Origin of the sequence: Prochlorococcus marinus XMU1405, from assembly GCF_017696275.1 — a bacterium.
GTDB lineage: Bacteria > Cyanobacteriota > Cyanobacteriia > PCC-6307 > Cyanobiaceae > Prochlorococcus_A > Prochlorococcus_A marinus_AB.
Genome location: NZ_JAAORF010000002.1, coordinates 388,711 through 415,543 on the forward strand (window position 1 = coordinate 388,711; position 26,833 = coordinate 415,543).

Sequence of the window (26,833 nt, forward strand, 5' to 3'; positions counted from 1 at the left end):
AATGACAAATTCAAATAATCATCAGTTAGATAACGAAATTAGGTTTGATTGGGAAAGACAAGAAATATTGGAAATACTCAATAAGCCTCTGATTGATTTAATGTGGGAATCCCAAATCATTCACAGAAAATTTAACAAATACAATATTCAATTAGCATCATTGTTCAGCGTAAAAACTGGTGGATGCGAGGAAAATTGTTCGTATTGTAGCCAATCAATTTATAGTGCTAGCGAAATCAAAAGTCATCCGCAATTTGAGGTTGAAGAGGTTTTAAAAAGAGCTCAAATAGCAAAAAATGAAGGTGCAGATAGGTTTTGTATGGGTTGGGCGTGGAGAGAAATTAGAGATGGAAAATCTTTTAATGCAATGTTAGAGATGGTTAGCGGTGTAAGAAATTTAGGAATGGAAGCTTGTGTTACAGCTGGGATGCTTACAGAACAACAAGCTTCCAGACTAGCTGATGCAGGTTTGACCGCGTATAACCACAATCTTGATACTAGTCCTGAGTATTATAAAAATATAATTACGACTAGAACTTATCAAGACAGATTAGATACTATCAATAGAGTAAGAAATGCAGGAATAAATGTTTGTTGTGGAGGAATAATAGGTTTAGGTGAAACTAATGGCGATAGAGCATCTCTTTTGGAAGTACTTTCAAACATGAATCCGCACCCTGAAAGTGTTCCTATAAATTCATTAGTAGCTATTGAAGGTACTGGTTTAGAAGATAATCAAGAAATTGATTCAATTGAGATGATAAGGATGATAGCTACAGCAAGAATTCTCATGCCTAAAAGTAAAATAAGATTAAGTGCAGGTCGAGAAAAGCTATCAAAAGAAGCCCAAATATTATGTTTTCAATGTGGTGCAAATTCAATCTTTTACGGAGATGAGTTACTCACAACTTCAAATCCATCTTTTCAATCAGACAGAAAACTTCTTAATGAGGTAGGAGTATCATTTAATAAAGATTTTGAAACTTGTGAAAAAACATTATCTTCTTTATGAAAGGCAAAAATTATAAAATAGTTTCTCTTTATTCCTTTTTCCCATTTCAAGAAAACTTAATTCTTGATCTGAAAAATAAATTATTAGAAATTGAAAATGAAAACGATATTTCAGGTTTATTAATTTTTGCGAGTGAAGGTATTAATGGAACTATTTGTGCTGAGAAAAATGTAACTGATTTTGTTATCAACTTACTTGATAAATATACGGATAATAGAAATTTGAATATAAAAGTAAACTTTTCAAAAAAGAAAGTCTTCAAAAAATTAAAAATAAAAATTAAGAAAGAAATAGTTACCATGGGTGTCCATGGAATAAAGCCTGCGCAAGATAATGGGACTTATGTTGACTCAGTGAATTGGAATAAGTTAGTCAAAAATCAAAATACAATAGTCATTGATACTAGAAATCATTATGAGGTTTCTATTGGAACTTTTCAGAATTCAATAAACCCAAATACAAAAAACTTTAGCGAATTCCCCAAATGGGTAGATGATCATTTAGATACCCATTTAGAAGATAAAGAGTCTACAAATATAGCGATGTTTTGTACCGGAGGAATAAGATGTGAAAAAGCTACAAGTTTGCTGAAAAAGAAAGGTTATAAAAATATTTATCACCTACAAGGTGGCATCCTTCAATACCTTGATGATATACCAAGAGACAAAAACTTATTTGAAGGTGAATGTTATGTTTTTGATAAAAGAGTTGCTTTAGATCAAGAATTAGAAAAAGGATCCTACTCAATTTGTCATGCATGTGGAATGCCAGTTTCAATTCAAGATCAAGAAAGAAAAGAATATAGAAAGGGTATCCAATGTCATTTCTGCATAGACCAATTCAGCAATGATGATAGAAAAAGGTTTGAAGAAAGACAAAAACAAATCGATAGATTAAACGAGGAAAATCATAAAATTTATAAGGACTAATTTTCAAAATCATGAAAGTCGAAGAATTAGAAAAATTAGCAGGTGCCATTGGATTATTAATTAAAATTCAAGTTAGAGAAACTCTCGGATTATGTTTCTTTAGAATTGTTATAGCAGAACAAAAAGATAACATAATAAAGATTTGGGCCGAAATGAAAGGTTGGACTTATTTAAATAAACAAGGTATCCAGCTTGATACATTAAGAATCCTTAGTAAAGCACCTGCTTTTGTTTCGGAATTAATATGGGCAACAACTATGGCCTGGGCAATTGAAAAAAAATCAAGCAACAAAGTAAGACTTTTAGCTATTTTTGATAGTGAAGGATATAGTAAGAAACTTGTAAGATATTTTAAATTAATAGGATTCAAAATTGTAAAAGAAGTTGGTTCTAGCCCATTAGATCTTTTAATAAGATTGATTTGGGGAGGTGCAGGTACACTCATGAACGGGGAATGTATCTCCATATTGGAAAAACTTGAAAAGAAACTCTCTTTAATTGAAGAAAATTAACCCGCATGATAACTACTTCTAACTAAAGGGCCAGAAGATACTTTTTTAAATCCTAATTCCTTAGAGAAGCGATATAAATATTCAAACTCTGATGGATCCCAATATTTCTTAACTACCAAATGATTGAATGAGGGCCTTAAATATTGGCCAATTGTAATTTGATCACAATCTATTTTTTTTAGATCATAAATTGTATTTTTTATTTCATCCAATGTTTCCCCAAGACCTAACATAATGCCTGATTTAGTTTGAATATGAGGAGCAATATCTTTTGACTTTTTTAGTAATCTAAGGGATTTTTTGTAATTTGCACCCCTCCTAACTTCTTTTTGGAGTCTTTCAACAGTTTCAAGATTATGATTAAAGCATATTGGATTTTTTTCTAAAATCATCTTCAATCTCTCAGTCTGAAGGTTATTAGTTTCACCTATATTTTTGCCCCCACCCCATAAATCAGGAGTTAAAACCTCTATCTTAATTGTTGAATCAATTTTTCTAATTTCATCAATTGTAGACATAAATAAGTTTGCACCATGATCTGGGAGATCGTCTCTAGCTACAGATGTCAAAACAACATATTTCAAATTTAGTACTTTCACGGCTTCAGCGACTTGAGTACATTCATCAATATTGATAGAACTAGGTCTACCTTTATTTACCTGACAAAAAGCACATGAACGAGAACAAATCGATCCCCCTAGTAAAAAAGTGGCAGTTCCTGAGGCATAACATTCTGCTCTATTTGGACATCTTGCTTCTTCACAAATAGTATGAATATTTGATTTTTTGATGAGTGTTTGTATTTTTTCGAATTCTGAAACTTTACTAATAGGAAATTTAATCCAAGAGGGAAGTCTTAAGATTTTTTCTTTCTTGATTAGATTATTATCTCTCATTGTCTAATTTAGTTTTGTTCTCCCTTCTAACGCCCTTGCAAGTGTAACTTCATCCACATATTCAAGTTCACTGCCCATTGGAAGGCCATATGCAATCCTCGTAACTTTAGTAAAAGGGGCTAACAATTTTCCAATATAAAGACTTGTTGTATCTCCCTCAACACTGGGGGTCAATGCCAATATGATCTCATCTATTTCAGACTTACTAACTCTTTCTACCAAGCTTCTTATTTCTAAGAGTTCGGGGCCAACAGAATCCATTGGGGATATTAAACCACCAATAACATGGTAAACACCTTTAAATTCTCTGGCGCGCTCCAAAGCTAGCAAATCTTTAGTTTCTGCTACTACACAGATTAGTTTTTGATTTCTTTCATTATTTTTACAAATTTCACATTCATCTTCTGACGTCAAATTGAAACATTTTTTGCACCGACCAACATTACTATGTGCTTCTAAAAGAGCCTTTGAAAAATCTCTTATTGTACTTTCAGGTTGTTTTAAAATAAACAGGGCTAATCGTTGCGCTGTTCTTGGACCAATCCCTGGAAATTTCTCAAAATGACCAATTAATTTTGAAAGCGGTTTGGTATAAGTAATCAAAATTAAACTATTTCTAGGAATAATTTAGACGCAAAATTCTGAATTGCCATAATTGTTTGCTTTTAATGTCTTATTATGTTTTTAGTTAGTAATTTCAAACAAAATGAAAAATATTAAATTTAACCCTTTCAAATATTTATTTTTGATTTTCTTGTGTTTAACACTGAGCGCTTGTAGTGGCGGACTAAATGCTGGATTAGAAGCTTATCAAAGTCCAGATGGAAGATATGCCTTTTTATATCCAACAGGCTGGACTAGAGTAAAAGTCGATGGAGGACCTGAAATTATTTATCATGATTTAATAAATAGTAATGAGACCTTAAGTTTAGTTATTTCTGATGTCAATAAAGAGGTTCAATTAGAGCAATTAGGAAGCCCAAATGAAGTAGGCCAAACATTAATTGATAAAGTCATTGCTCCCGAAGGTTCAGGTAGAGAGGTAAAACTTATAAATGCCAATAAGAGGGAGACATCCAATCATATTTTCTATGATTTAGAGTATGAATTAAATTTAAATGAACAGGCAAGACATGAATTAGCTACTGTCGTAATTGATAGAGGAACACTTTACACTTTTGCTGTGGGAACAAATGAAGAAAGGTGGAATAAAGTTGACGGTATGTTTAGTAACGTAATTGAATCATTTAACTTCTTAATATAATTTAGAAATTCATACTAGATCTAGATTCCTACTTGAACATTCCACAAATCAGCATATATTTTGTTCTGATATAATAGTTTTTCATGTTTTCCGATTTCAACTATTTTACCTTTATCAATAACTACAATATTATCCACATTTTTTATAGTGCTTAATCTATGAGCTATTACTATAGTTGTTCTTTCTTTTGTGATTTTAGATAACGATTTTTGAATTAAAGCCTCTGTTTCATTATCAACTGAAGCTGTAGCTTCATCTAATATTAATATTGGAGCATCCTTTAAAACGGCTCTCGCTAAGGCAATTCTTTGACGTTGCCCGCCCGAGAGCCTTTGGCCCCTTTCCCCCACTATAGTTTTATAACCATCTGGTAATTGTTCAATAAATTTATGAGCTTCCGCAATCTTTGAAGCTTTAATAATATCTTTAAGACTTGGGTTGAATGAGCCATAAGCAATATTTTCTTGTACACTGCCATGAAATAAATAAGTTTCTTGACTTACTAAAGAGATACACTTTCTTAAATCTCTCAAATTTATTTCTTTAATAGAAACCCCATCCAAGGTTATTGACCCATTATTACTATCATAAATTCTAAGTAGTAGTTTTATTATTGTACTTTTCCCAGAACCTGTTAAACCAACAATTCCTAATGTTGAGTTATTTTCAATTTTGAAATTTATGTTTTTTAAAGTTAAATCTCGTCCAGGATAATTAAAATTTACATTATTAAAAATAATTTCTCCTTTGATATCTTTAGGTTCAATTTTTATTTTTCCATCTTTTATTTTTATAGGAGTATCTATGAGATCAATTACTCTATCAATTGAAGCCATAGATCTCTGAAAATCATCTAAAACATGCCCCAAAGTAGTTAAAGGCCATAATAGTCTTTGTGTAATAAACACTAAAAAACTATAAGTACCTACATCAAGTGTCTTATTCCAAGTTTGGAAACCTCCAATTAATAGAATCGCTATAAAAGCAAATAAAATTGCAAATCTTATAAGAGGGATAAAAGCAGAAGATAATTTTATTGCAGCCTTATTACTTCTTTGATAATCGAGACTTTCTTTATTTAATCTATTTAGTTCCCATTTTTCTTTAGTAAAACTTTTTATGGTTAGAATTCCACTTAAATTATTATTAAGCCTTGATGCCAAGAGTCCGGCTTTATTTCTAACATCTCTGTATTTTGGAGCAAGCTTCCTTTGAAATTTAATTGATCCTAAAAATATAATTGGAATAGGAAAGAAAGCAAATAAAGCGATTTTTGGAGCAACAAAAATCATAGTGCCCCCAATTATTAAGACAGTTATAAATAACTGAATAATCTGATTAGCCCCTTGGTCTAGAAATCTCTCGAGTTGATTTATATCATCATTCAAAATAGATAATAGCCTCCCAGTATTATCATTTTCAAAAAAATCCATATCTAACTCCTGGATATGCTCATAAGCTTTTATTCTTAATTTATGTTGCGATAGCTGAGCCAAATTTCTCCATAAAATCGAATATAAATATTCAAAGGAGGATTCACCAGACCAAACTATTCCTGAAGCAAATGCAAGAAAAATCAATTGTGCTGGAACTTCTTTTATTCCAAAACCAGCAATCCATGAATTCTGTTCCTTAACAACGATATCCACTGCAAGACCAATTATTACAGGGGGAGCTAAATCTAATATTTTATTAATTATGGAACTAAAAAAAGCAAAAAAAAGTAACCTTCTTTCCTCAATCAGATTTAAATAAAGTCTAATTATTGGATTTTGATTGTTCTTAGACCTCATAAAAATGATAATTAAATTTTTCTATTATGATTTAAATTTTCTTTAGTTTCTAATTTACATTTTGTTTTTGCATCTTGATGACTTGCAGTTTGCATAAATTCTTCGTAGTAACAATCACAAGTTTCATTTGCAATTTCTTCACTATATAGCATTTCTGCTTTCATCATCTCCTCTTTGACACTCTGAAGACAAAATAATTTTATGATTGAATTTTGTTTCGTTTCAGCTAAATAATGACTATTAAAGGAGTTGAATAGTATTATCAGATTCACAAAAATAAAGAAATTATATTTGCTAGCTTTCATACTCTATACCTAGTTTCTGACTTTAATTTTTTTTAATTTATTTTTAGTTTCTCTATGCAGATCTCTGGGTAAATCTACTAAACTGTAATCATTAAAAATCTGTATTTTACCTATGGATCTACCATTTATATTAGTTGAATTACAGATTGAGGATATGATATTTGCAACTCTAACTCCATCAAATTTACCAAAGTTAAATTTGTAGGTTTCAAAAGAATCATTTTGATAATTATTTCTCCTATTTGAATTTCTCATACGATTATTACTATTTCTATTTGATCTATTTCGATCAGTATTATTTTGTTTATTAATCCAAGAATCATCGTCATTTACAAAAAATGATTTATTACCTATAACTAAATTAATCGCCGCCATTGCAATATTTGAGTCATCCATAGAGTATTTTTCTTTTAAATTATCTAGTACATCAATAATCAAAGCTTTATTTTCTTCATTTTCATCTTTAGCTAAAGAACTCTCATTAACATTATCTATAAGTTTCTCCATCCTTTTTTCATTTATTATTTTATTACTTGGTATATTAATTTCTTCAATCTTGGTTCTTGTTGAGTTTTCTAAGTTTCTTAGAAAATGTTTTTCTCTTTGATTAACAAATAAAATTGCTTCTCCTGATCTGCCTGCCCTTCCAGTTCTTCCAATTCTATGAGTATATGTTTCCTTGTCAAAAGGAAAATCGTAATTAACAACAAGTTTTATCCTCTCAACATCTAATCCTCTAGCTGCGACATCAGTTGCAACAAGGATATTAATAAATCCTTTTTTCAATCTATCTACAGTATTTTCTCTTTGATTTTGAGGTATATCTCCATTAAGTACCGCCACAGTATGACCCGAATTCTCTAAAGCTTCAGCTATTGAAGTAGTAAGTAGTTTTGTCCTAACAAAAATAATTACTCCCTCGTTATTAAGTTCTAGTATTCTTTTTAAAGCATCTAACTTATGATGCCTTTGTACATATAGAAATTTTTGCGAAATTAATTGAGTTTCTTTTTTGACACTTTTGATTAATATTTCGGCGGGATCATTTAGATATTTTTTTGCTATATTTCTTATCTCACTAGGCATTGTCGCTGAAAACAATACCATCTGCTTATTTTCCGGAAGTTGATCTATTATCCATTCAATATCTTCAAGAAAACCCATATTTAACATTTCATCTGCCTCATCTAAAACAAGACAATTTATATCTTTAATTTTAAAAGTCCCCTGCCTTATATGATCCATTATTCGGCCTGGGGTACCAACTACTACGTCAACTTTTCTTTTTAATGCAGAAATTTGATTTCGATAGTCGGTACCTCCATATATTGCAACCGTCTTAAAATTACTAGATTCAGAACTATAACTTTTAAAAGATTCTGCCACTTGAGTTGCTAATTCTCTTGTAGGAGTCATAACTAAAACCTTGGCATTTAATTCTTTATTATCTGTAAGTTTTTCTATTATTGGTAATGCGAAAGCTGCAGTCTTTCCTGTTCCTGTTTGTGCTTGGCCTAGTAAATCCCTGCCTAACATTAGTTCGGGAATTGCAGCTTTTTGGATGGGAGTTGGATTTTTATATCCTTTATTTATTAACGAATTTAAGATCGATTGATTAAAACCAAAATCGAGAAATCCATTCTCATTAACATCTCCTTTAGATACTTCCAATACTTGAGATTCAATTTCTTTTTTATTATCTAAGTTCTTGAACTCTAGTAGGGAAGAATCTTCATTCTGAGAATTTTCCTGCTCTCTACCTAGAGAGTTACTATCTTTTTTTAAAGCCATTTTCAATGCCTAATAATCTTTCTGATTAGGCATTCAACAAATATTTAAATTGACTTAAATTGTTGATTAGCCTTACAGAGCCGAATTATTAATCTAACATCTTGGGGTTAAGATATTACTAATTTCTCAAAAATAAAATTTAATTTAAATAATATATATTTAAAGATTTTTTCGCTCTTGTAACAGCCGTATATAATAACCTTCTTTCAAAATCATCTCTGCAAAAGGTATTTTGATTATCTTTTTTTTCTTTTACAGCATATTGATTTCTTCTATAATTTTGGGACCACAAAATGTTTACTTTTTCAGATTCACTTCCTTGAGATTTATGAATAGTAATCGCTATTGCTGGTACAACATTTTCTAAATTAGATGGATCAATTAATGCGACAGTTTCTTCGTTATTATCATTATATTTTCTAAAAAGATATTTTCTTTTATTTTTTAAACCTATAAGAACTCCGATATCCCCATTTGACAATCCAAGTTCATTATTATTTTTTGTACACATAATCGGAACACCCTCTTTAAGAGTTTTAAGGTCATAAGGTTTTTTTTGACCAAACACAATTTCATTCAAATATTCAACACTCCATATTCCGGAATTTTTTTCGCATAAAATCAAGTGACTTTGTAAATCCAGAAATATCTTATCTACTAAATCTCTTTCATTAACCAATAAATTATCAATACTCTCATCAAATATATATTTTTTTTTACTTAAATTTGAAGTTGAAATATTTAATTGTTTTAGATAACTTGTAATAGAAAATAATAGATCTTTTGGAATATCTTTTTCTCTACTCTTTGAAATAGTAATTTCTTTTGAATTATTATCTTTTTCTAATTCTTTTATCTTTTGATTAAGTAAAGAAAAATCATTATTAAATATTAAACTACTAATTAATGCTATATCTCCAATATTTCTATAAGTTTTTTCTAAATTTACAACACAAGATTTAATAGAACTATTATCGGCATATTCAAACAAATAATTCCATATAGAACAGTTATTTACTGGAGACAATTGATTTTTATCTCCAACTAAAATAATTTTACAGTCGTTTGCTAGCAAATTTAAAACTGATTCGATCAAATCGATATTAACCATTGACATTTCATCAATTATGAAAATATCAAGCTCTTTTAGTTTAAATTTCAACTTTAGAGATTTATTTTGAGAATTTAAAATCCATCTATGTAAAGTTTGAAATTCTATTTGGTCTAGGAATTTGCTAGAGACAATATTTTTTTTATTATTAAGAGATTCTTTTAAACGAGCTGTAGCTTTACCAGTTGGAGCAGACAAACCAATATTTAAAAAGTTATCAACTTGAAGGAGTTCTAGTATTAAATTTATTATTAAAGTGGTTTTACCAGTACCTGGTCCTCCTTGAAGAAAAACTAAGTTTGAATATTTAAATATATTTTTAATTTGATCAATTTTATTATCTTCTTTATAAATTCTTGAGTTCATTAAATTATCGTTATCTATTTTTTTTAAAAATAAATTAATAACTCTTTCTATCTTTTTTGACCATTTTGATAAGGATAACTTTCTATTTACTAATACGAATGGAGAATGAAGGGAACCTATCAAACCTTTATTTTTTAGAACATCTATATGTTTATTGGGCCAGCCATCTTCTAATAATTCAAAGATTATTAAACTATTATCAACATCAATAATAGTTTCACCATTTTTTTCAAACTCTAATAAAATTCTTAATACATCTTTTACGAAATTTCCATATTTTTTTTCACTAAATTTGAAAATATCTAAGATTAAATTAAATATATGATCGTATTGGAAATTTTCAATATCTGTAGTAGTTTTTGTCATTCTAAAAAAGGTTATCTAAATAATTAATTCTTTTTAAAGGTGCTTTGCTAATAAAAATACCTGGAGATATATCTTCAGACTTAGATTTTTCAAATAATTCAAAATCTGGTAATCCCTTTAAAAACAAATAAATATATCCTCCTAGATGTTTATGTGGTTGATAATTTTTAAGTCGCCACTTTAATAATCTATGCAATGCTAATAAATAAAGATGAGATTGCAATGGATAATGATGTTTAATCATTTCATTTCTCATGTTTTCATAGTTATAGTTTATTGGTAAACAATCACTATTATCACTACCAGAAATCAAATTACTTTTCCAATCAACTACCCACCATTTACTATCTTCTAATTTATTTCCTACAGGGAAAATACAATCAATACATCCTGAATGAAAGCCTTTATTCATAATTTGAAGATCATTTATTTTATTTGCATATTCTTCACCAAATTCATATTCCTGATCTAAAAAAAAGCAATTTGATATATCATTAGTATTAATATTTCTACCTTCATAAGATAGGGTTAAATCATATTTTAGTTCCTTAATTATGTATTCATTTGGAATATCAACTAGTTTCTTATTTTGTAATTCTCTTCCTAAGGATATATTTATGATTCTTAAAATCGCATCTTTTACTTTAAAAGCCAAAGAAGTATCGATTTGATGAAAGTTCAATTCCTCAATAATTAAATCAATTAATTCTTGATTATTATCGTTTCTAAATTCAAATCTTTCTATTATTTTATGCAGGCAAGTCCCAGCAATAGTTCCTTTTGGAAATTCACTTAAGGGATTTGGATAAGAAAAATAATTAGGATAATTCTTTGAATTCTTAAAATTAGAATCTTTGATAATTGATATATTATCTTCATAATCCTTATATTGATTAATGACTGCATCAATATTTTTATCTTTACGTATCCAAGAAGAATAACTTGAATAAGAAATAAATTTATCAGAATTAAATACATTAGATATTTTTTTATTAACGTTATCTATTTTCCAAATATTATTATTCAATCGGTTGGTTTGGAACTTAGAAAAAATTTCATTTATTTTCTCTTTTTCTATCCTGACTTCAAAAGTAGACTTATAAATATTGATATTGTCCAAATTATTAAGTAAATCATTATTTAAAATATTATTTTTATCCTCTAAATCATTAAAAACAATAAGTTTATATTTGCTCCTTGTAAGTGCTACATAAATTAACCTCTCACTCTCTTTAAATAAATCTTCTTCTTCTATTAATTTAAATTTTTCAACCTTCGCGTAATTATTAGAAATATTAACATATATATTTCTATCAATATTTGATTTCCAAAGAGGTCCTTTAATTTTATTTGACTTATTTGAAATAATTGAGAGATATGGACATAGGACTATTTCAAATTCGAGGCCTTTACTACTATGAATGGTAGAAAGATTTATTCCATTTTGAAGATTATAATCTTTCGTCAAAAAATCTTCGCCAGTAGAAATTCTTAAAATATGATCTAACTGATTTTTATACCAGTTGAAGACTATATTGAGATCAAAATCATTATTCATTAATTCTATTTCAACAATTTCTGAAAGTTGAAATAAATTTGAATTCAAATCTGAATCTTGAATAATCGAGGATGAATTGTAATTTATAAGTAGTTCATTAACAATGTTTAAAAAACCTTTTTCTCTTAGTTCATGGGACCAAGTAATGCATTTATTAATTAAAATTTCTAAATTATTACTAATTCCATTATCAAGTAAATCTTCTAATTTTATTTCTATAAACTTTGAAGTAGCAAGCAAATTTATATTTTTTAAAGACCTAGGATTTAATAAACATTCAATGAATAAAAATAATAGAGAACTTGCTTCTGTATCAAAAATATTTTGTTTATTTTGAATTTTGCATGGGAGGTTAAAATAACTTAATTTTTTTTTAAAATCTAAGCATTGCGAATTATTTAATGTAAGAATCGCAATTTTATTAATATCAATTTCTTTATTGTTTAAAATAAAGTTAACTATGTAATGAGTTACAAGATCCTCTATATCAGTCTCTTTTTTTGAAAATTCTACAATTTCAAATACATTCTTAAATTTAAATTTAGGATTAATATTATCATTAATTCTTGAGGTTAATTTACTATAGTTTAGCTTCGATTGTTGAAGTCCATTCTTATAAAGTTTATTAAGAACATCGATTAACTTTTTTGAGGATCTATAGTTATCTGTAAGACTAAAAACTTCGATTGCATTAGATCTTGCATCTAAGTAAGTTTCAATATCTCCACCTCTAAATTTGTAAATCGCTTGTTTTGGATCACCTACGCAAAGTAAAAAATGATTTTTTGTATTAAAGAACTTTTTTATTAAATTCCACTGAGTAATATCTGTATCTTGGAACTCATCAACTAAGATACATTTAAATCTTTTTTGAATTTTAGATAGGGTATTACTATTACTAGTTTCCGAATCTAGAAATGTATTTTCTACAGTCTTTATAAGATCATTAAAGTTAAAAATAGAAAAACTTTTCTTTAATTCTATTAATTTTATATAAGCTAATTGGGTAAATATTCTTACAAATTCAGTAAAGAAACCTTCTTTTATTTTATAAATTTTATCTTGTAATAAATTAAATTTAGTAAAATCTAATTTTAGATTATTTTTATTAATTTCTTTAGATATATTTTCAATGTAAAAATATTTAGATAAAAGATCATCCTTAGAAATATCATATATAAAATCAATAACATTTTTAGAATTAAGCCTTTTGTTAATTTCTTCAATCCAACAATTTATTTGATTAAACTTATCATTTCTTGGTTTTGCAGCATATATTTGACTTTTTCCACCACTCTCCTTAATTAATTTTCCCAACTCTATGAGTTGTAAAAATAATTCCTTACCTTTCTTATTCCATTCAAAACAAAACTCGTTCCAATTTAAATAAAAAAATTCATTAAAATAATTATTTAAATCAATAATCTTATATTTGTTATTTATTTGAAATTTACAGATATTTTCTTGATCTATATTTTTTAAAATTTCTACAAAAAATGACTTATTGATCCTACTTCCAAATCTAGAACTTATTTTTTTTTTGTTGACTGCTGAAATAAGCTCATGATTAAGATTCAAAAAATCATCAATCCACAAATTATCTATTACATTTTTATACAAATTATCAATATTATTATCAATATATGGATCTTGAGTTACACCTATTTCAATACTATATTCATCAATAATATTATTACAAAAAGCATGGAAGGTAGTTACTTTTAACTTATAGAATTGATTTATAAAATTATCAATTTCGGAAATAATTTTTTCCTTAGATTTATCTTTATCCTTAAAATTTAGATACCAATCCTTAAGAGTATTATCTATCTTACTTTCATTATGACTTTGCAAATATAATTTTAAATTATGAAATCTCGAGAGTATTTTATCTCTTAACTCAGAACAAGTATTTTTTGTAAAACTTAGCAAGAGTATCTCATCTGGTTTAACTTTTTTCTCCAAAACATTTCTTAAAACTATGTGCGCCAAAGTAAAACTTTTACCAGTTCCTGCACTTGCTTCTACTAATTTAAACTTATTATCTAATTTAATTTGATTAATATCCATTTCTTTATTAAATTAAAATTTGACCTCATTTTTATAAAGTAAGTAATTCTTAAATTTATTCATTAAATATTTCTCTTCCAAGGCAATCTTAAATTTAATTATTAAAGCTAAACTTATTGTCAAAAATAAATAATAAATAGATAATTTTATTATAAAAAATCCAATGGAAAAAAATATTAAAGAATAGTACATAGGATGACGGGTAAATCGATAAATACCTGTAGTAACTAGATTGCAATTGTTTATAGGTCTTGGGAAAGGGGATAAATTTCTACCTAAGTCTTTAATTGAAACTAACATTATTATGAAAGCGATTATGATAATTAAAATACCCAGGGAATAAGAAAAAGGACTTGCTTGAATTATTTGTTTTTGAGGAAGAAATTCCCATTGAAAAAAATGAAGAATAATAATAAAGAACTGTAAAAAAACAAGCATTAGATCATAAGCAGGTTTAAAAAAATTTTTTAATTGAAATTTAGACATTTTTTATTTCTTTAATGCTTTAATTAGAGGACCATATAATCTGTATGATAATTGATCAAAATTATTATTTCCAAGAAAGAAATCTGGTTCTTTTTCATTACCAAAACACATTTTCATTTCGATATTATCTCTTTCTCCTTTAGAAAAAATTTTATTACCAATCCATTTATCTGTAAAAGCTTTTTTTTCATTTTTTGATTTTATTTTTGCTTCTACATATTTATAAGCACTTTCTGGAGGAAGAGGTAAACATTTTTCAGAATAATTTTTAAAAATATTTATGTAATCCTCCAAAATTAGATTTGATTCAGTTGCTCCAGGAGATTGAATAATTTGCGATTTATAATTATTTTCTGTTCTAAAAATTACTTTAGTCCTTTTTATATTTCTCTTCAAAGAAGAAATAAAGAGTAATTTTATCCAAGCCTCAGTCAAACGACTTAAACTTAACTTCGTATTAATTAATTCAATTACGTTGTCATCAGCGATTAAATATTCTTCTTTATTCGCATATAACTTAACATAGATTTTATTAATCTTATTATGTTGACTCAAACTTGCAGCTAGACTGCTTAATAAGTCTTTGATTTCTTTTTCTTTTGTAAAGATACTATTTTTGGGCATAATAATACCATTTTCAGCCAATTGATCATTAATATTTAATTCATTTAAATCATCAATAATATTATGATTATCAATCTCTACTTGCTGGATTATTTTTGTAATTAGTTGCGACTTTTGCAGATTACTAACATACTCTTCGTCTGGATGATGAATAAATATTTCCTTGGGATAAATATTGTTTTTATTAAGCCAATATTTTTGTGGAGACTTGAACCAATAAATTAATTCTGATAATTTGTAATTTTTAATATCAGATTTTTTTTCATTCCAATTTATATCTTCTATTAAAGAATAATTACTTTTAAAAATCTTAGATTTATCAAGATCAATTATTTCATTTTTATTTGAATCAGAATCTCTAATTATTAGTTCTCTTTGGCTTTGATTTAAGAAACTATCAAAAAAAGAAATTAACTCTTTTATAGGAAAAGAAACATCTAATTTTTTATTGTTATTATCATTTTTTACCCAAGTAACTATAAATTTATCTCTGCAGGCAATTAACAACTCCAGAAATGCATATTTCTCTCTTTCAAAAACAGATGGATCACCCAAATGATATTTATTTTCTAATAAATTAATGTTTTCACTCTTTGCTAATTTTGGATAATTAACACTATTCATGTCTATTAGGAAGATAACCTTATGTGGAATATGCCTTGAATTCTCAATATCACTTACTAGGATCTTGTTGACTCGTGATTTGCTTTTATATTTAGCTTTATTTATGCAAGAAATTAATATTTCTCTAAAAACTTTTAACAAGATAAGATCATCAGGTATTAAAGGTATTGCGTGGTTATCAAGAATTCTATTTATTTCACTTATTTCTAAATTGAAATTTGCATTAGAATCAGCAATACTTTTTAATATAAACTTTATCTTTTCAACCCAATTAGAGTAAGAAAAAGATCCCCTTATCAAATTAATATATTTTTTTAAATGAATTAATATTTTAACCCATTTATTCAAATCCAAACTTATATTTTTATAGCTAAATGGTTTTAAATTAAAAGTACTTAAATTTACTTCTTTGTCATAAATTAAGCCTAAAGTGATTCTATTTATACACCAATCCAGAGTATTTTTCTCTTCACCTAATCTTTCTTTATCATCTAGTCCCCAATGAAACCCCGCTTGGGTAAGTAAGAAAATAATTTCATCCTTCTCAGTAATATTAAAATCAAAAATGTTCTGAGTTACTTTTTTCGAAAGAATATAATCTATTTTTTCAAGTGAAATTTTTTCACTTGCTATTTCAGTGATGTCAATTAGAAATTCATAAATGCCTGAAGAGTCATGATTATCCTCATCAATAAAAAAATAAGGTATCTTTTCACCATTAATTAACTCATTATTAAAGATGTACCTTAGATAAGGTTTAATTAAATTAGTTTGTGGAGATAAAACAGCAATATCACTATATTTAATATTCTCGCAAGAATTTATTATTTCTATAATTTTATTTCTTAAATATTCAAATTGACTATTCTGATTAAAATGCTCACAAAGTAATATTGAATCATCCCTTTCACTTACTATAAAATCAATGCTATTGTTATCAATTAGTCTTTTTTGTATTTGATTAAGAAGAGGAATATTTTTCTTATTATGAAAATTAGTTGTTGGATCGAGATAAATGAGATTATTTTTTAAATTTATACCTTCTGTATAAATATTTTCATCAATTAATTTCTGAAAGTTTGCTCCAAATTTACCAAATATTTTCTCTATATTTTTATTTAAATTCAATTTACTTTCATTATCATAAAATTCCAACTCACCTTCAAGACAATTTATTCTATTCCATAGATCTTCTCCAGGAGATAATAAATACAAATTTACCTTAATAAATTTTGAAAGTTCGGAATAAAAATTAATATGTAATTTAGATAAGTTATTATCTGAAAAAATATAAATTTGTTTTGGTACTTGTAATTGAACGTTTTTAATTTTTCTTAAATTCTTTATTACTTCAATCATGTATAAACATGATGGCTTTTCAGATATTTTTTCCTCTAATAATTTATATAAAATAGGTTGCCAGAATTGATCTGAGTTTAAATCCTTAAATAGATTAGATGAATTAATTTCATATCTATTCCATTGAGCAATCATTTCAGGTCTAAAAATCAGATAATCAATAAAATTATTCGTGATCTTTTTTGTCAGATTATATATGTCTCCATCAATTATCTTTTTATTATCCAAATATTTATTAATCCAATTTCTAAGCGGAAATGATTCATTAAAGCTATTTAATTCTTCCAAGGAATCGATAATGCCCCATTTAATTGACTCAAAATTCCATGCGCTCATATCAATTGCAGGGAAGAAATTTGTCAATAAAGATTCTGTATAGGTTGATATTGTCTTTAATTCATAAAGAGCACTTATTTTGTTTTTTATAGTTATTTGTTCACGTAACCAATTTCCAAAAAAGTAATTTGGGACTACTATTTCTAATTTCTGATTTATAGGCGGAGGACATATTTTTAATTCCTCTGCTAACAGCTCACTAATTACTTCAATTTTATTTGACTTATAAAGATTGAGCAATTTACTAGATGGTTATATTACTCAACTTTAAATGGATCAATTATTTCTGCATTAGGACATTCGAATTCCCCCACAGCAACAAACTCTAAACGAAGCTTTAAGAAAGTTATAAATTTTTTGTCAGTCGACAAGACAACTGCTGGGGTAGATGGAATTTTTGCTTTTAGATCAGCAAATTGGGTGGTTTGTAAAAATGATGGATTTTTTAAGAGCCAAAAATCTATTTCTTTATTATTTTCTTTATAGTTCCTCATCCTCTCTTTCAAAATTTCATCAAGTGGTTCTTCAACTGTTAAAAATTTTTCACTTGCGGCGACGAAAAAATATGTTGTCATTTTGAAAATTAATTTAATGTAATGAGGGACTTCATTTCACGTACAGACTTTTCTAATCCAATCGCTAAAGCCCTTGCAACAATACTATGACCTATATTTAACTCATTCATATTGTTAATTGATGCAATTTTCCTAACATTATTATAGTTAAGGCCATGACCAGCATTAACAACTAATCCGAGGTCATTTGCTATGTGTGTAGACTCTATAATCCTTTGGAGCTCTTTATGCTGGTTAGATCCTGATAGTTCAGCATATTTTCCAGTATGTAATTCTATAAAATTAAACCCTATCTCTTTGGAATAATTTATCTGGTCAACAAGTGGATCAATAAATGCACTTACCTCTATATTTAAATCTTTTAAATTTTCAACAAAATTCTTGAGGTATTGCACATTACTTTTAACATCTAACCCACCTTCAGTAGTGACCTCCTCTCGTTTCTCTGGTACTAAGGTTACATAATCGGGAATAATTTTTTTGGCAATTTGTAACATTTCTGGTGTAGCAGCCATTTCTAAGTTGAGTTTTGTTTTTATGGTCTTTTTCAGAAGGAATACGTCTCTATCTTGAATATGTCTTCTATCTTCTCTTAAATGAACTGTTATGGAGTCTGCACCTCCTAATTCAGCTAAAAAAGCAAATTGTACTGGGTCAGGTTCTACAGTTTTCCTTGCTTGCCTTACATTTGCAATATGATCTATGTTTACTCCTAAAGTGGCCATAATTTTAAAAATCTTAGTTTCTAGACAATCTAGTAACCGCCCAATGATAGCTAATAAAAAAAGGCAAACACTTAAATTATTAATATATAGTTAATAGAATTTGAAGAAAAATTCAATAGATACTTGGCATAGAATTAACCCTTTAATGGGATTTATTGCAATGTTCGTTACCCAGGACATTGTTTTAAGGTTCTTTTTTAAAAAAAAGAAAATTTTAAATAATGGTTTTTCTATTCCTATAAATTCCTCTATCATATTGGCTCCAACCCACAGATCAAGATGGGACGGCTTAGTACTTACCATGGCAATGGGTAGAAGGGTAACGAAAAAGGATTGTAGATTTATGGTTACTAAATCCGAAATGAGAGGAATACAAGGTTGGTTTTTAAAAAGACTTGGATGTTTTTCGATAAATCAATTATCGCCGTCTCTCTCAGCATTAAGATATGCGATTGATCTTATAGAAAAAGGAGAACAGCTAGTTGTTTTTCCCGAAGGAAAGATCAATAAATATGGAAAAAAGTTAGTTCTCAAAGAAGGTCTATACAGATTGGCACGATTAGCTACAAGAAAAAAAGAGTCGATTTTTATTATTCCAATCGGAATTGCCTATAGTAAAGTTTCTCCGAAATTCAGGGACGAATGTTGTATATCCTTTGGAAAACCAATAGCAATTAATGATTACCTAAACTTTTCTATCAAGGAATTTAATAACCTTCTAAATAAAAAAATGACTAGGGAGGAAAAAATAGCATTAAAAAATGTGGGTAGATGAATCCACAATAAGTTACTATTAATCTTAATAATTTAATGAGAATATGAAATTCTTAAAGTTAATTCCTATTTTATTTATATTTTTTGGAAATTTCCCCTACAAAAATATAGTTCATGCAGAAGTTAAGAACCCAAAAGATTACAAAGTTCTCTCAAGTACTAATAAAAAACTTTCTGTCGGTAACGTTGAATATTATTTAAAACAAGGCGATAAGGCGATAAAAAACGGAGATTTTGAAAAAGCTAAAGACTCATATATTGATGCAAGAAAATTAGCTACACAATTGGCATCATTTTATTCAGATTTAAATAAATCATTTGTTGGATTGGATGCAAGAATACCAAATGAGATGAGAAGGAAAGGTAAGGCAGCATTACAAATTTTGGCAGAATCGAATGATAGATTAGCAGCTCTATACATAAAGAACGAAAAGCCTGATGTGGCCGTTCCACTTCTTATTGAAACAATAAGAATAATGTCCCCTAATAGTACTGAAGGGAAAGAGGCCTATAAAAAATTAATTCAACTAGGCTTTGTTGAAACCATTTATAAGGGTTAGTAAAAATCAATTATGATTACGAAAGAAGAAGTTACTAATTTAATCAAAAAAAAGTTACCATTTTCCCAAGTTTTTGTTGAAAACCTTAAGGGAAATGATCATTTGCAAGTTACTGTAATTGCATCTGAATTCAATGGATTATCATTGGTAAAACAACATCAGCTAGTCTATTCCGCTTTAAAAGAAGAATTAGCTTCAGAAACTATTCATGCGTTAGCATTAAAAACAGAAACTCCAAATTAAATTATGGACAACTTAACAAGAGATAAAATAAAAAAACTTATTGATTCCAATCCAGTAATGGTATTCATGAAAGGCACAAAGTTAATGCCGCAATGTGGTTTTTCAAATAACGTGGTTCAAATTTTGAATTCCCTAGGTGTAACATTTTGCACTTTTGATGTTTTAAGCGATTTCGAAGTTAGAGAAGGTATCAAAGAATATTCTGACTGGCCAACAATTCCACAAGTTTATCTTAAAGGAGAGTTTCTTGGTGGATCAGATATCCTTATCGAAATGTACAATTCAGGATCTTTAAAAGAAAAAATAGAAATTGCATTAGCGTCCTAAAACATTTTGTAGGTATAAATACTGATTTAGTTAATAAAAATTAATATTTTAAATCCTTTTTTTATCAAAAAAACCTTTATTTCCCTCTCCCTCAGGATCAATAAAACTAGATGGATCTAAAATCCATCTTTCTATTAACCTTTCTAATTTATCTTGATCTTTTTGCTCTAAAGCATTGCAATTCCTTAAGGCTTGAAGGTAACCATCACTATATAATTTAAGATCAGATGGCGTATGAAAACGATTAACCAAGTCTTGGCAACTATCACAAATTGATTGAAAATGACGAATTGCTCTGGGGTTTTCAAATGATGTCATAATTCGATAGATTCTTATTTTTTTTTTGCATTTGTTATACCTTATTAAGGATGATAAAAAATTGCCTGGCCCAACAGTAATTAAGAATGCAATCAACTGAGCAAATCTTAGCTTCAACCCCTGGCGGTACACAGTTGCCTGCGAGCTCTCAAACTCCTTCAAGAGTTCTTGTTGTTGAACCTCACCCCACACTTAGAACTGTCCTTGTACAAAGGCTTCGTCAAGATGGTCACCTTGCGGCCGCAGTTGGCTCGGCTGCGGAAGCAGTTGACTTGTGCAGAGAACAGTCACCTGACCTATTGGTAAGTGCAGAAATCCTGGAGCAGAATACTGCTATGAGATTAGCTCAACAACTAGGATCTTCAGTAATTGTTTTGACGGCTAGATCTGGAGTTGAAGCACTAGTTAATTTGTTAGATGAAGGAGCTGATGATGTTCTTAGAAAACCCTTTGGATTAGAAGAGTTAGCTGCAAGATGTAGAACACTTTTAAAAAGGGGAAGAATCGGATTACAAGAAAAAGTTGAAGTTGGTCCCTTAGAAGTTCATCTCCTTTTAAGACAGGTAACTCTTAGTGAGAAGCCTGTAGAGCTTAGTCCAAGGGAGTTTGCCCTGCTCTGTGCGCTTCTTATGCCTCCTGGCATGGTTAGAAGTAGGCAAGAGCTCCTAAGGATGGCTTGGCCTCCATTCAGTGGGGGTCCAAGATCTGTAGATACTCAAGTATTAACATTAAGAAGAAAATTAGAGCAGGCAGGATTGGGAGAAGGAGGGGGAATAACAACCGTGAGACAGCAAGGTTATAGATTTAGTATCGATAACATCTGATTTTTATAAGCTAAGATTTCTCCAATAATCATTAAAAAAGACAAAAAAGTTAATACTTTATAAGTCCATAAAGGTGATATATAAGAAATGTCTTTAACTCTAAGTCCAGTTTTTTTAGAAACAATTGATAAAAACTTGTCAAAATCTTCAAGCCTTTGTGGGATTAGGAAATTATCTCCTTCAATAGTATTAAAATAATAAACTTTACTACCCTGACTGGTGGGGAGAGTTTTGATTAACTTAATATCTTTCCAAAGAATTTCCCAATTTTTTTTTCCTAAGGTTTTAGAAATAAAGCTTGTCTTATATGAAATTTTATTGTTGCAAGTCTCAACATAATCATTTGTGATGTTAATAATCAAATATAAGCCTAAAACAAATATAAATAAAGAAAAGATTTTTAATTTATCTATTGAGATAAACGGTATCGGAATTGTAAGTGCTAAGTATAAAGAAATTAAAGAACTTTTTACAAAAAAAAGAGTTTTAAACTTTTCTATCATCTGCTAATAAACTTTTAATCTGGCAAGTTGAAACTATTTATATTTAATTTTGAACCTATTTTATGGGCACAAGCATATCCACTAAAAGCTACTGCATTTAAGCCTTGACCTGGGAAGCATGAATCCCCTACGCAATAAAGATTTTTAATTTTTGTAGTATTAAAAGGCATTGGTAAAAGTCCAAGCAACTTTTGTCTAGGAATAGGTCCATAACTACCTTCGTATCTTCCAAGAAACTTTTTATGAGTTTTTGGAGTACCAATTTCTTTATGATCGATATTCTCTTCAAGATTCGGTAAAATTTGTGAAATTCTTTCAACAATAAATGAAAAGTATTTTTCTTTCTTTTGAAGATATTCTTTCCTCGATAGTCCTTCCCATTCACTCATTGATGATGGAGTAAATGCATGAACGATATGTTTTCCTTCTGGAGCTAAAGACGAATCAAGCAAAGTAGGTATAGAGACAAAAATAACTCCTTTTTCACTTTCTAATTCATCCCAATTCTCAACAATTATATGATGACAATTAAAGTTATTACTGATCAGATTTTTTTTAACTCCAAGGTGAATTGAGACAAAAGATGGAGAGGATTTATAGGTCTCTGACCACTTATATTCACTTTTTGGTACATCTTTACTTGCAATTAATCCTTTCTTTTTGTCTTTCAGTCCAAATGTATCCCATCTTGTGGAATTAGATACGATGATATCTGAGTAAATTTCTTCCCCATTTGAAAGCTTTACTCCCACTGCTTTCTCGTCCTTTAAAAGTATTTCAACAACATTGGCTTTGTAGCGTATTTTGCTACCAAATTTTTCGATCCCAGAGACTAACTTTTCTGCTATAGTTCCTACTCCCCCTTTTGGATAATTTATACCACCAGCATGTCTATCTGTAAAAACCATTCCAGCATTAATCATGGGAGTTTTAATTGCAGGCATTACTGACCAACAAAAACATTCGATATCGATAAATTTTAAAAGCTCAGGATCTTTTATAAACTTTCTGGCGACATCTCCTGCATTTACAGGTAGCCATCTCGCTAAACCTAAGCAGGATAAGGGAGATTTAAAGAAAACTTTGAAAAGATAACTTGGATCTTCTATTGATAAAAGAGGCATTGAATCTAAACATTTGAAGACACTGGCACAGGTATCGTAAAAATTTTTTATACCTTCTTTTTCCTTAGGAAATCTTGCTGATAATTTGTTTATAAATTGATCATAATTTTTATTTACAGAAATATTAAAGTTATTTGGAAGGTGATATTCCAATTGCACCGGATCAGGAATAGTTTCACATTTTTCATTTACATCTTTAAGAGCACGAGTTAATAAATTGGTATAACCTTTGTCTCCAAATCCAAATATCATAGAAGCACCAACATCAAAGGTATAACCGTTTCTTTTAAAAGAGCCGCCGCTTCCTCCTGGAATTATATATTTCTCAAGAACTAAAACGTCAGCTCCTTTGGCAGCTAACTGAGATGCAGTCACTAACCCACCTATTCCTGAGCCAATTATGATAGCATCAAAATTTTCCTTATTAGATTTCATTTTTGAGGTTTTTAGTTAGTTTTGATAAGTAAGTGATCTTTTTCAAATCGAGCATCTAATAGTTTTTTAAATCCTTTTAAAGCTTCTGTAGATCTTTCTTGATAAATTTTGTATCTTAATCTTTTATCTTTTATTCTTTTAGTGAGTTCTGGTACTAATCCAAATGAAGCAGGCATTGGCTGGAATTTATTTTTTTTCTGATTAGATAATATTTGATTTCTATTACTAATGTAATTTATTAAGGAACCAATCATTGATTCATCAGGGAAAGTTACTGGGATTTTACTCATAGCTAATAAGGATGCATTAATTCCTGCGAGCAATCCCCCCGCAGCAGCTGCAGCATAACCTTCCGTACCTGTTATTTGACCAGCTGCTAGAAGAGTTTCTCTTTTCATAAATTGCAGTGTTGGTAAAAGTAATTTAGGAGATTCTAAAAAAGTATTTCTATGCATTACTCCTAAACGTACAAATTCAGCTTTTTCTAGACCTGGAATCATCCTAAAAATTCTTTTTTGCTCTGACCATTTTAAGTTAGTTTGAAAACCTACCATATTAAGCAACTTCCCTTCGAGATCTTCCATCCTTAATTGAACAATTGCATGAGGCCGATTTTTTAATCTATTTTCCCTATCGAACAAGTCTCCCCACTTTGGATTCCACAACCCAATAGATTTCAAAGGTCCGTATCTCATCGTGTCAATTCCTCTTCTAGCAATTTCTTCTATTGGCAAACAAGATTCAAAGAAATTAGCAGATTCTTTTTCAAAGTCTTTTAAGTTAGCTTGCTCACCTGCTATTAGTTCGTTCCTGAAATGAATATAATCATTTTTATTCATTGGACAATTAAGATATGCCGGATCTCCTTTGTCGTATCTACTAGCTTTAAAGACAATCTCTTTATCAATAGTATCTCCATAAATTATTGGACTAGCAGCATCAAAAAAATGACAAGCATCGATACCTGTAAAAAATCGAATTTTGTTGGCCAAATCATCTGCAGTTAGTGGACCAGTTGCGAGTATAGTTATATTTTCTTTGCTTGGGAGATCTTGTTGTTCAAATCTTTTAATTTCGATTAAAGGATGATTAGATAAAACTTCAGTCAAAGCATTGCTAAATTTAGATCTATCTACCGCTAAAGCACCTCCAGCTGGAACAGCAAATTTATCTGCTGTTTGAACTATTAATGAATTAAATAATCTTAGTTCTTTTTGTAATAAACCTGCAGCTCTATCTGAACTTAAAGCCCCAAAACTATTGCTACACACTAGTTCTCCACATTCTCCAGTATGATGAGCTGGAGTAGATTTAAAAGGTCTCATTTCAACTAATTTAACTGGAACACCAGAATTTGCTACCTGCCAAGCCGCTTCAGAACCTGCTAGACCTGCTCCAATTACTATTACTTCTTTCTTTATCAAACTAGATTAATCCTTTCCCAAAAAGTCTCTATTGAACTGTTCTCTTGCTGGTTTTTGAATATTAAATATAACCCAAGCTAAAGCTGCAATAATAGGAGCGAAAACTACAATTGTTCTAAGCATTTTAAAAATTCTGTTATTTAATGAATATCCTACCTTTTAACTGTAAATATAGAGAGAATTTTTAATTTTTTATTTCATAAGTTAAGAATTGTATTTCTATTGTTCAACTTGTGATATTAAGTTGTTTTTTTTTCCTTAAAAAGGGATAATTTCATATGTACTCAATTTTACCAAATGGGTCGCTAGCTCAGCGGTAGAGCATCCGGCTTTTAACCGGCTGGTCCTGAGTTCGAATCTCAGGCGACCCACATTTTTTTATTGAGTTAATTTTTAAATTTCACTCTAAGAGAATTCGTAAATGAATACTACGACTATAAAGTTATTATTTTGATAATAGAAATACTGAAAAAGTTTTTATTTTCTAGAAGTTGATTTTGCATCTTTTTAAAAGAAAACGTTAAAAATATATTTTGGGCTTTCGATCTAAACTTATACTCGTACGTCCTAAAATATTCTCGGAAAAATAATCTTAAATACGAAAAATGGTCAAAATATAAACAAAGGCAAAGGGGAAAGTATTTCATTAATTCTAAAATAAACCACATCAATTTTAGAATTTATATAAGAAATAACGAAAAAGAAAGTACGCCAAATAACACATTACCGTAACATTTATGTCAATAATTCATCGTCCCAAAATTTATTTTCTTAATTGGCCAAATAAAAACAGAAATCGCTTTACAAACCTTCATATTCTCTGTTACAATAATTCACATATCTTACTTATCTAATTATGACTCCTGAAGCAGAACGTTTTAATGGTTGGGCAGCAATGCTAGGTTTCGTAGCAGCGGTTGGCGCTTACGTAACCACAGGTCAAATCATTCCTGGTTGGTTTTAACTTTATTATTGACAACAGACTAACTGTTTCGATCCCTTAAGTTTAGTTAAAATCCTAAAACTTCTTTATAAACTCTGCTTAAGCAGAGTTTTTTTTTCAAAATTAATACACTATAAGATTACAATTAAAATAAGTGTAATCAATTTATAACTTAAATTTTTTATTTTTATCAATATTATCTAAACAGGTTGAGCATAATAAATGCCCTTTTTTAACCCAGAATGTCTTAGTCGATCTTTCTATATCTTTTCTACATATTAAACACTTAAAAATTGGAGACATTATGAAATTAATCTTTTAAAAAAATTCCTACAAAAAAGTTTAATTTATTTAAAGTATAACTAAAATCTAGAGTTGTGAAATTTCGACGGGACATTCATTCCTTTTGTTTCCATATTTTAATATTAAAAATAAAAATTCCATAAAAAAAAGCCTGCTTTACAGCAGGCCTTTCTTTGTGTGTAAGTTTTTCTAATATTCTTAGAAAACGAATGAAGATTTAAGGATGATTCCTGTTAGATCGTCTGCACCATCGTTCTCTTCAATGAAAACACCAGGAGTGATTGTTAGGCCCAAGGTCGTTGTCCAGTCATCCTTATTCGCATGACAACCTTTTTGACACATTACTTGGTCTT

The 26,833-nt window shown here is 28.8% G+C and carries 26 protein-coding genes and 1 tRNA gene; 11 read left to right on the top strand and 16 right to left on the bottom strand.

Annotated features, from left to right (window positions below):
- The first annotated feature begins 1 nt into the window (after position 1).
- Genes bioB through HA148_RS05765 form a run of 3 tightly spaced genes read left to right on the top strand, consistent with a single transcriptional unit; the run spans position 2 to position 2,453 of the window.
- Complete coding sequence (gene bioB, locus HA148_RS05755; RefSeq protein ID WP_209131010.1) at positions 2 to 1,012, top strand: biotin synthase BioB; 1,011 nt, start codon at positions 2 to 4, stop codon at positions 1,010 to 1,012.
- Complete coding sequence (locus HA148_RS05760) at positions 1,009 to 1,941, top strand: rhodanese-related sulfurtransferase (protein ID WP_209131012.1); 933 nt, start codon at positions 1,009 to 1,011, stop codon at positions 1,939 to 1,941. The genes bioB and HA148_RS05760 overlap by 4 nt, the downstream gene beginning before the upstream one ends.
- Positions 1,942 to 1,952: 11 nt before the next feature.
- Positions 1,953 to 2,453 carry a hypothetical protein gene (locus tag HA148_RS05765; protein ID WP_209131014.1) on the top strand — a complete coding sequence of 167 codons (501 nt, stop codon included), beginning with the start codon at positions 1,953 to 1,955 and terminating at the stop codon, positions 2,451 to 2,453.
- On the opposite strand, the gene lipA is transcribed toward HA148_RS05765, so the two are convergent.
- Positions 2,450 to 3,349: a lipoyl synthase gene (gene lipA, locus HA148_RS05770; RefSeq protein WP_209131016.1), complete on the bottom strand. Its 900-nt coding sequence runs from the start codon at positions 3,347 to 3,349 to the stop codon at positions 2,450 to 2,452. The genes HA148_RS05765 and lipA overlap by 4 nt on opposite strands.
- A gap of 3 nt (positions 3,350 to 3,352) precedes the next feature.
- Positions 3,353 to 3,952 (bottom strand): recombination mediator RecR, encoded by a 600-nt coding sequence (gene recR / locus HA148_RS05775; RefSeq protein ID WP_075438856.1) that lies wholly within the window; start codon positions 3,950 to 3,952, stop codon positions 3,353 to 3,355.
- A gap of 103 nt (positions 3,953 to 4,055) precedes the next feature.
- Here recR and psbP point away from each other — a divergent pair, with 103 nt between their 5' ends.
- Positions 4,056 to 4,613: a photosystem II reaction center PsbP gene (gene psbP / locus HA148_RS05780; protein WP_209131018.1), complete on the top strand. Its 558-nt coding sequence runs from the start codon at positions 4,056 to 4,058 to the stop codon at positions 4,611 to 4,613.
- A 20-nt stretch (positions 4,614 to 4,633) separates the two neighbouring features.
- Here psbP and HA148_RS05785 read toward each other — a convergent pair whose 3' ends face one another.
- From HA148_RS05785 to HA148_RS05825, 9 genes are all read right to left on the bottom strand, one after another.
- Positions 4,634 to 6,406: an ABC transporter ATP-binding protein gene (locus tag HA148_RS05785; RefSeq protein WP_209131020.1), complete on the bottom strand. Its 1,773-nt coding sequence runs from the start codon at positions 6,404 to 6,406 to the stop codon at positions 4,634 to 4,636.
- Positions 6,407 to 6,417: 11 nt separating this feature from the next.
- Positions 6,418 to 6,678, bottom strand: a complete 261-nt coding sequence (locus tag HA148_RS05790) for a hypothetical protein (RefSeq protein ID WP_348535245.1) — start codon at positions 6,676 to 6,678, stop codon at positions 6,418 to 6,420.
- Positions 6,679 to 6,720: 42 nt separating this feature from the next.
- Positions 6,721 to 8,502: a DEAD/DEAH box helicase gene (locus HA148_RS05795; RefSeq protein WP_209131024.1), complete on the bottom strand. Its 1,782-nt coding sequence runs from the start codon at positions 8,500 to 8,502 to the stop codon at positions 6,721 to 6,723.
- Positions 8,503 to 8,641: 139 nt separating this feature from the next.
- The gene (locus HA148_RS05800; protein WP_209131026.1) at positions 8,642 to 10,345 is read right to left on the bottom strand and encodes an AAA family ATPase; all 1,704 of its coding nucleotides are present in this window, start codon (positions 10,343 to 10,345) and stop codon (positions 8,642 to 8,644) included.
- Position 10,346: 1 nt separating this feature from the next.
- A complete protein-coding gene (locus HA148_RS05805; protein WP_209131028.1) occupies positions 10,347 to 13,973 on the bottom strand; it encodes a UvrD-helicase domain-containing protein in 3,627 nt (1,208 codons plus the stop codon).
- 12 nt (positions 13,974 to 13,985) lie between these two features.
- Positions 13,986 to 14,459 carry a methyltransferase family protein gene (locus tag HA148_RS05810; protein ID WP_209131030.1) on the bottom strand — a complete coding sequence of 158 codons (474 nt, stop codon included), beginning with the start codon at positions 14,457 to 14,459 and terminating at the stop codon, positions 13,986 to 13,988.
- 3 nt (positions 14,460 to 14,462) lie between these two features.
- Positions 14,463 to 17,642 carry an exodeoxyribonuclease V subunit gamma gene (locus HA148_RS05815; RefSeq protein WP_209131032.1) on the bottom strand — a complete coding sequence of 1,060 codons (3,180 nt, stop codon included), beginning with the start codon at positions 17,640 to 17,642 and terminating at the stop codon, positions 14,463 to 14,465.
- Between the two features lie 17 nt (positions 17,643 to 17,659).
- Positions 17,660 to 17,977, bottom strand: coding sequence for an MgPME-cyclase complex family protein (locus HA148_RS05820; protein ID WP_025881740.1), 318 nt, complete (start codon positions 17,975 to 17,977; stop codon positions 17,660 to 17,662).
- Positions 17,978 to 17,985: 8 nt separating this feature from the next.
- The gene (locus HA148_RS05825; RefSeq protein WP_209131034.1) at positions 17,986 to 18,702 is read right to left on the bottom strand and encodes a pyridoxine 5'-phosphate synthase; all 717 of its coding nucleotides are present in this window, start codon (positions 18,700 to 18,702) and stop codon (positions 17,986 to 17,988) included.
- 160 nt (positions 18,703 to 18,862) lie between these two features.
- On the opposite strand from HA148_RS05825, the gene HA148_RS05830 reads away from it, so the two are divergent.
- The 4 genes from HA148_RS05830 to grxD are packed head-to-tail and all read left to right on the top strand — an operon-like array spanning position 18,863 to position 20,606.
- A complete protein-coding gene (locus tag HA148_RS05830) occupies positions 18,863 to 19,477 on the top strand; it encodes a lysophospholipid acyltransferase family protein (RefSeq protein WP_209131086.1) in 615 nt (204 codons plus the stop codon).
- A gap of 43 nt (positions 19,478 to 19,520) precedes the next feature.
- Positions 19,521 to 20,036, top strand: coding sequence for a hypothetical protein (locus tag HA148_RS05835; RefSeq protein ID WP_209131036.1), 516 nt, complete (start codon positions 19,521 to 19,523; stop codon positions 20,034 to 20,036).
- 12 nt (positions 20,037 to 20,048) lie between these two features.
- Complete coding sequence (locus HA148_RS05840) at positions 20,049 to 20,279, top strand: BolA family protein (RefSeq protein WP_209131038.1); 231 nt, start codon at positions 20,049 to 20,051, stop codon at positions 20,277 to 20,279.
- A gap of 3 nt (positions 20,280 to 20,282) precedes the next feature.
- Positions 20,283 to 20,606: a Grx4 family monothiol glutaredoxin gene (grxD, locus tag HA148_RS05845; RefSeq protein ID WP_209131040.1), complete on the top strand. Its 324-nt coding sequence runs from the start codon at positions 20,283 to 20,285 to the stop codon at positions 20,604 to 20,606.
- Between the two features lie 48 nt (positions 20,607 to 20,654).
- Here grxD and HA148_RS05850 read toward each other — a convergent pair whose 3' ends face one another.
- The gene (locus HA148_RS05850) at positions 20,655 to 20,924 is read right to left on the bottom strand and encodes a DUF6761 family protein (protein ID WP_209131042.1); all 270 of its coding nucleotides are present in this window, start codon (positions 20,922 to 20,924) and stop codon (positions 20,655 to 20,657) included.
- A gap of 86 nt (positions 20,925 to 21,010) precedes the next feature.
- Between HA148_RS05850 and HA148_RS05855 the strand changes: the two genes are divergently transcribed.
- A complete protein-coding gene (locus tag HA148_RS05855; RefSeq protein ID WP_209131044.1) occupies positions 21,011 to 21,748 on the top strand; it encodes a response regulator transcription factor in 738 nt (245 codons plus the stop codon).
- Here the strand turns inward: HA148_RS05855 and HA148_RS05860 are convergent.
- From HA148_RS05860 to HA148_RS05875, 4 genes are read right to left on the bottom strand one after another with little or no spacing between them, the layout of a single operon-like run.
- Complete coding sequence (locus HA148_RS05860; RefSeq protein ID WP_209131046.1) at positions 21,721 to 22,251, bottom strand: hypothetical protein; 531 nt, start codon at positions 22,249 to 22,251, stop codon at positions 21,721 to 21,723. The genes HA148_RS05855 and HA148_RS05860 overlap by 28 nt on opposite strands.
- A 14-nt stretch (positions 22,252 to 22,265) precedes the next feature.
- Positions 22,266 to 23,810, bottom strand: a complete 1,545-nt coding sequence (gene crtH / locus HA148_RS05865; protein WP_209131048.1) for a carotenoid isomerase — start codon at positions 23,808 to 23,810, stop codon at positions 22,266 to 22,268.
- 11 nt (positions 23,811 to 23,821) lie between these two features.
- Positions 23,822 to 25,234, bottom strand: coding sequence for a methylenetetrahydrofolate--tRNA-(uracil(54)-C(5))-methyltransferase (FADH(2)-oxidizing) TrmFO (gene trmFO / locus HA148_RS05870; RefSeq protein WP_209131050.1), 1,413 nt, complete (start codon positions 25,232 to 25,234; stop codon positions 23,822 to 23,824).
- 6 nt (positions 25,235 to 25,240) lie between these two features.
- A complete protein-coding gene (locus tag HA148_RS05875) occupies positions 25,241 to 25,357 on the bottom strand; it encodes a photosystem II protein Y (protein ID WP_011818654.1) in 117 nt (38 codons plus the stop codon).
- Between the two features lie 176 nt (positions 25,358 to 25,533).
- On the opposite strand from HA148_RS05875, the gene HA148_RS05880 reads away from it, so the two are divergent.
- A tRNA-Lys gene (locus tag HA148_RS05880) sits at positions 25,534 to 25,605 on the top strand.
- A 485-nt stretch (positions 25,606 to 26,090) separates the two neighbouring features.
- Positions 26,091 to 26,198, top strand: coding sequence for a high light inducible protein (locus HA148_RS05885; protein WP_011132751.1), 108 nt, complete (start codon positions 26,091 to 26,093; stop codon positions 26,196 to 26,198).
- Positions 26,199 to 26,833 lie beyond the last annotated feature (635 nt).

Excerpts from the sequence above, each read along its gene's own strand:
- bioB (WP_209131010.1), top strand. The coding sequence starts at position 2 with ATGACAAATTCAAATAATCATCAGTTAGATAACGAAATTAGGTTTGAT.
- HA148_RS05760 (WP_209131012.1), top strand. The coding sequence starts at position 1,009 with ATGAAAGGCAAAAATTATAAAATAGTTTCTCTTTATTCCTTTTTCCCA.
- HA148_RS05765 (WP_209131014.1), top strand. The coding sequence starts at position 1,953 with ATGAAAGTCGAAGAATTAGAAAAATTAGCAGGTGCCATTGGATTATTA.
- lipA (WP_209131016.1), bottom strand. The coding sequence starts at position 3,349 with ATGAGAGATAATAATCTAATCAAGAAAGAAAAAATCTTAAGACTTCCC.
- psbP (WP_209131018.1), top strand. The coding sequence starts at position 4,056 with ATGAAAAATATTAAATTTAACCCTTTCAAATATTTATTTTTGATTTTC.
- HA148_RS05785 (WP_209131020.1), bottom strand. The coding sequence starts at position 6,406 with ATGAGGTCTAAGAACAATCAAAATCCAATAATTAGACTTTATTTAAAT.
- HA148_RS05795 (WP_209131024.1), bottom strand. The coding sequence starts at position 8,502 with ATGGCTTTAAAAAAAGATAGTAACTCTCTAGGTAGAGAGCAGGAAAAT.
- HA148_RS05800 (WP_209131026.1), bottom strand. The coding sequence starts at position 10,345 with ATGACAAAAACTACTACAGATATTGAAAATTTCCAATACGATCATATA.
- HA148_RS05805 (WP_209131028.1), bottom strand. The coding sequence starts at position 13,973 with ATGGATATTAATCAAATTAAATTAGATAATAAGTTTAAATTAGTAGAA.
- HA148_RS05810 (WP_209131030.1), bottom strand. The coding sequence starts at position 14,459 with ATGTCTAAATTTCAATTAAAAAATTTTTTTAAACCTGCTTATGATCTA.
- HA148_RS05820 (WP_025881740.1), bottom strand. The coding sequence starts at position 17,977 with ATGACAACATATTTTTTCGTCGCCGCAAGTGAAAAATTTTTAACAGTT.
- HA148_RS05825 (WP_209131034.1), bottom strand. The coding sequence starts at position 18,702 with ATGGCCACTTTAGGAGTAAACATAGATCATATTGCAAATGTAAGGCAA.
- HA148_RS05830 (WP_209131086.1), top strand. The coding sequence starts at position 18,863 with ATGTTCGTTACCCAGGACATTGTTTTAAGGTTCTTTTTTAAAAAAAAG.
- HA148_RS05835 (WP_209131036.1), top strand. The coding sequence starts at position 19,521 with ATGAAATTCTTAAAGTTAATTCCTATTTTATTTATATTTTTTGGAAAT.
- HA148_RS05840 (WP_209131038.1), top strand. The coding sequence starts at position 20,049 with ATGATTACGAAAGAAGAAGTTACTAATTTAATCAAAAAAAAGTTACCA.
- grxD (WP_209131040.1), top strand. The coding sequence starts at position 20,283 with ATGGACAACTTAACAAGAGATAAAATAAAAAAACTTATTGATTCCAAT.
- HA148_RS05850 (WP_209131042.1), bottom strand. The coding sequence starts at position 20,924 with ATGACATCATTTGAAAACCCCAGAGCAATTCGTCATTTTCAATCAATT.
- HA148_RS05855 (WP_209131044.1), top strand. The coding sequence starts at position 21,011 with ATGCAATCAACTGAGCAAATCTTAGCTTCAACCCCTGGCGGTACACAG.
- HA148_RS05860 (WP_209131046.1), bottom strand. The coding sequence starts at position 22,251 with ATGATAGAAAAGTTTAAAACTCTTTTTTTTGTAAAAAGTTCTTTAATT.
- crtH (WP_209131048.1), bottom strand. The coding sequence starts at position 23,810 with ATGAAATCTAATAAGGAAAATTTTGATGCTATCATAATTGGCTCAGGA.
- HA148_RS05875 (WP_011818654.1), bottom strand. The coding sequence starts at position 25,357 with ATGCTTAGAACAATTGTAGTTTTCGCTCCTATTATTGCAGCTTTAGCT.
- HA148_RS05885 (WP_011132751.1), top strand. The coding sequence starts at position 26,091 with ATGACTCCTGAAGCAGAACGTTTTAATGGTTGGGCAGCAATGCTAGGT.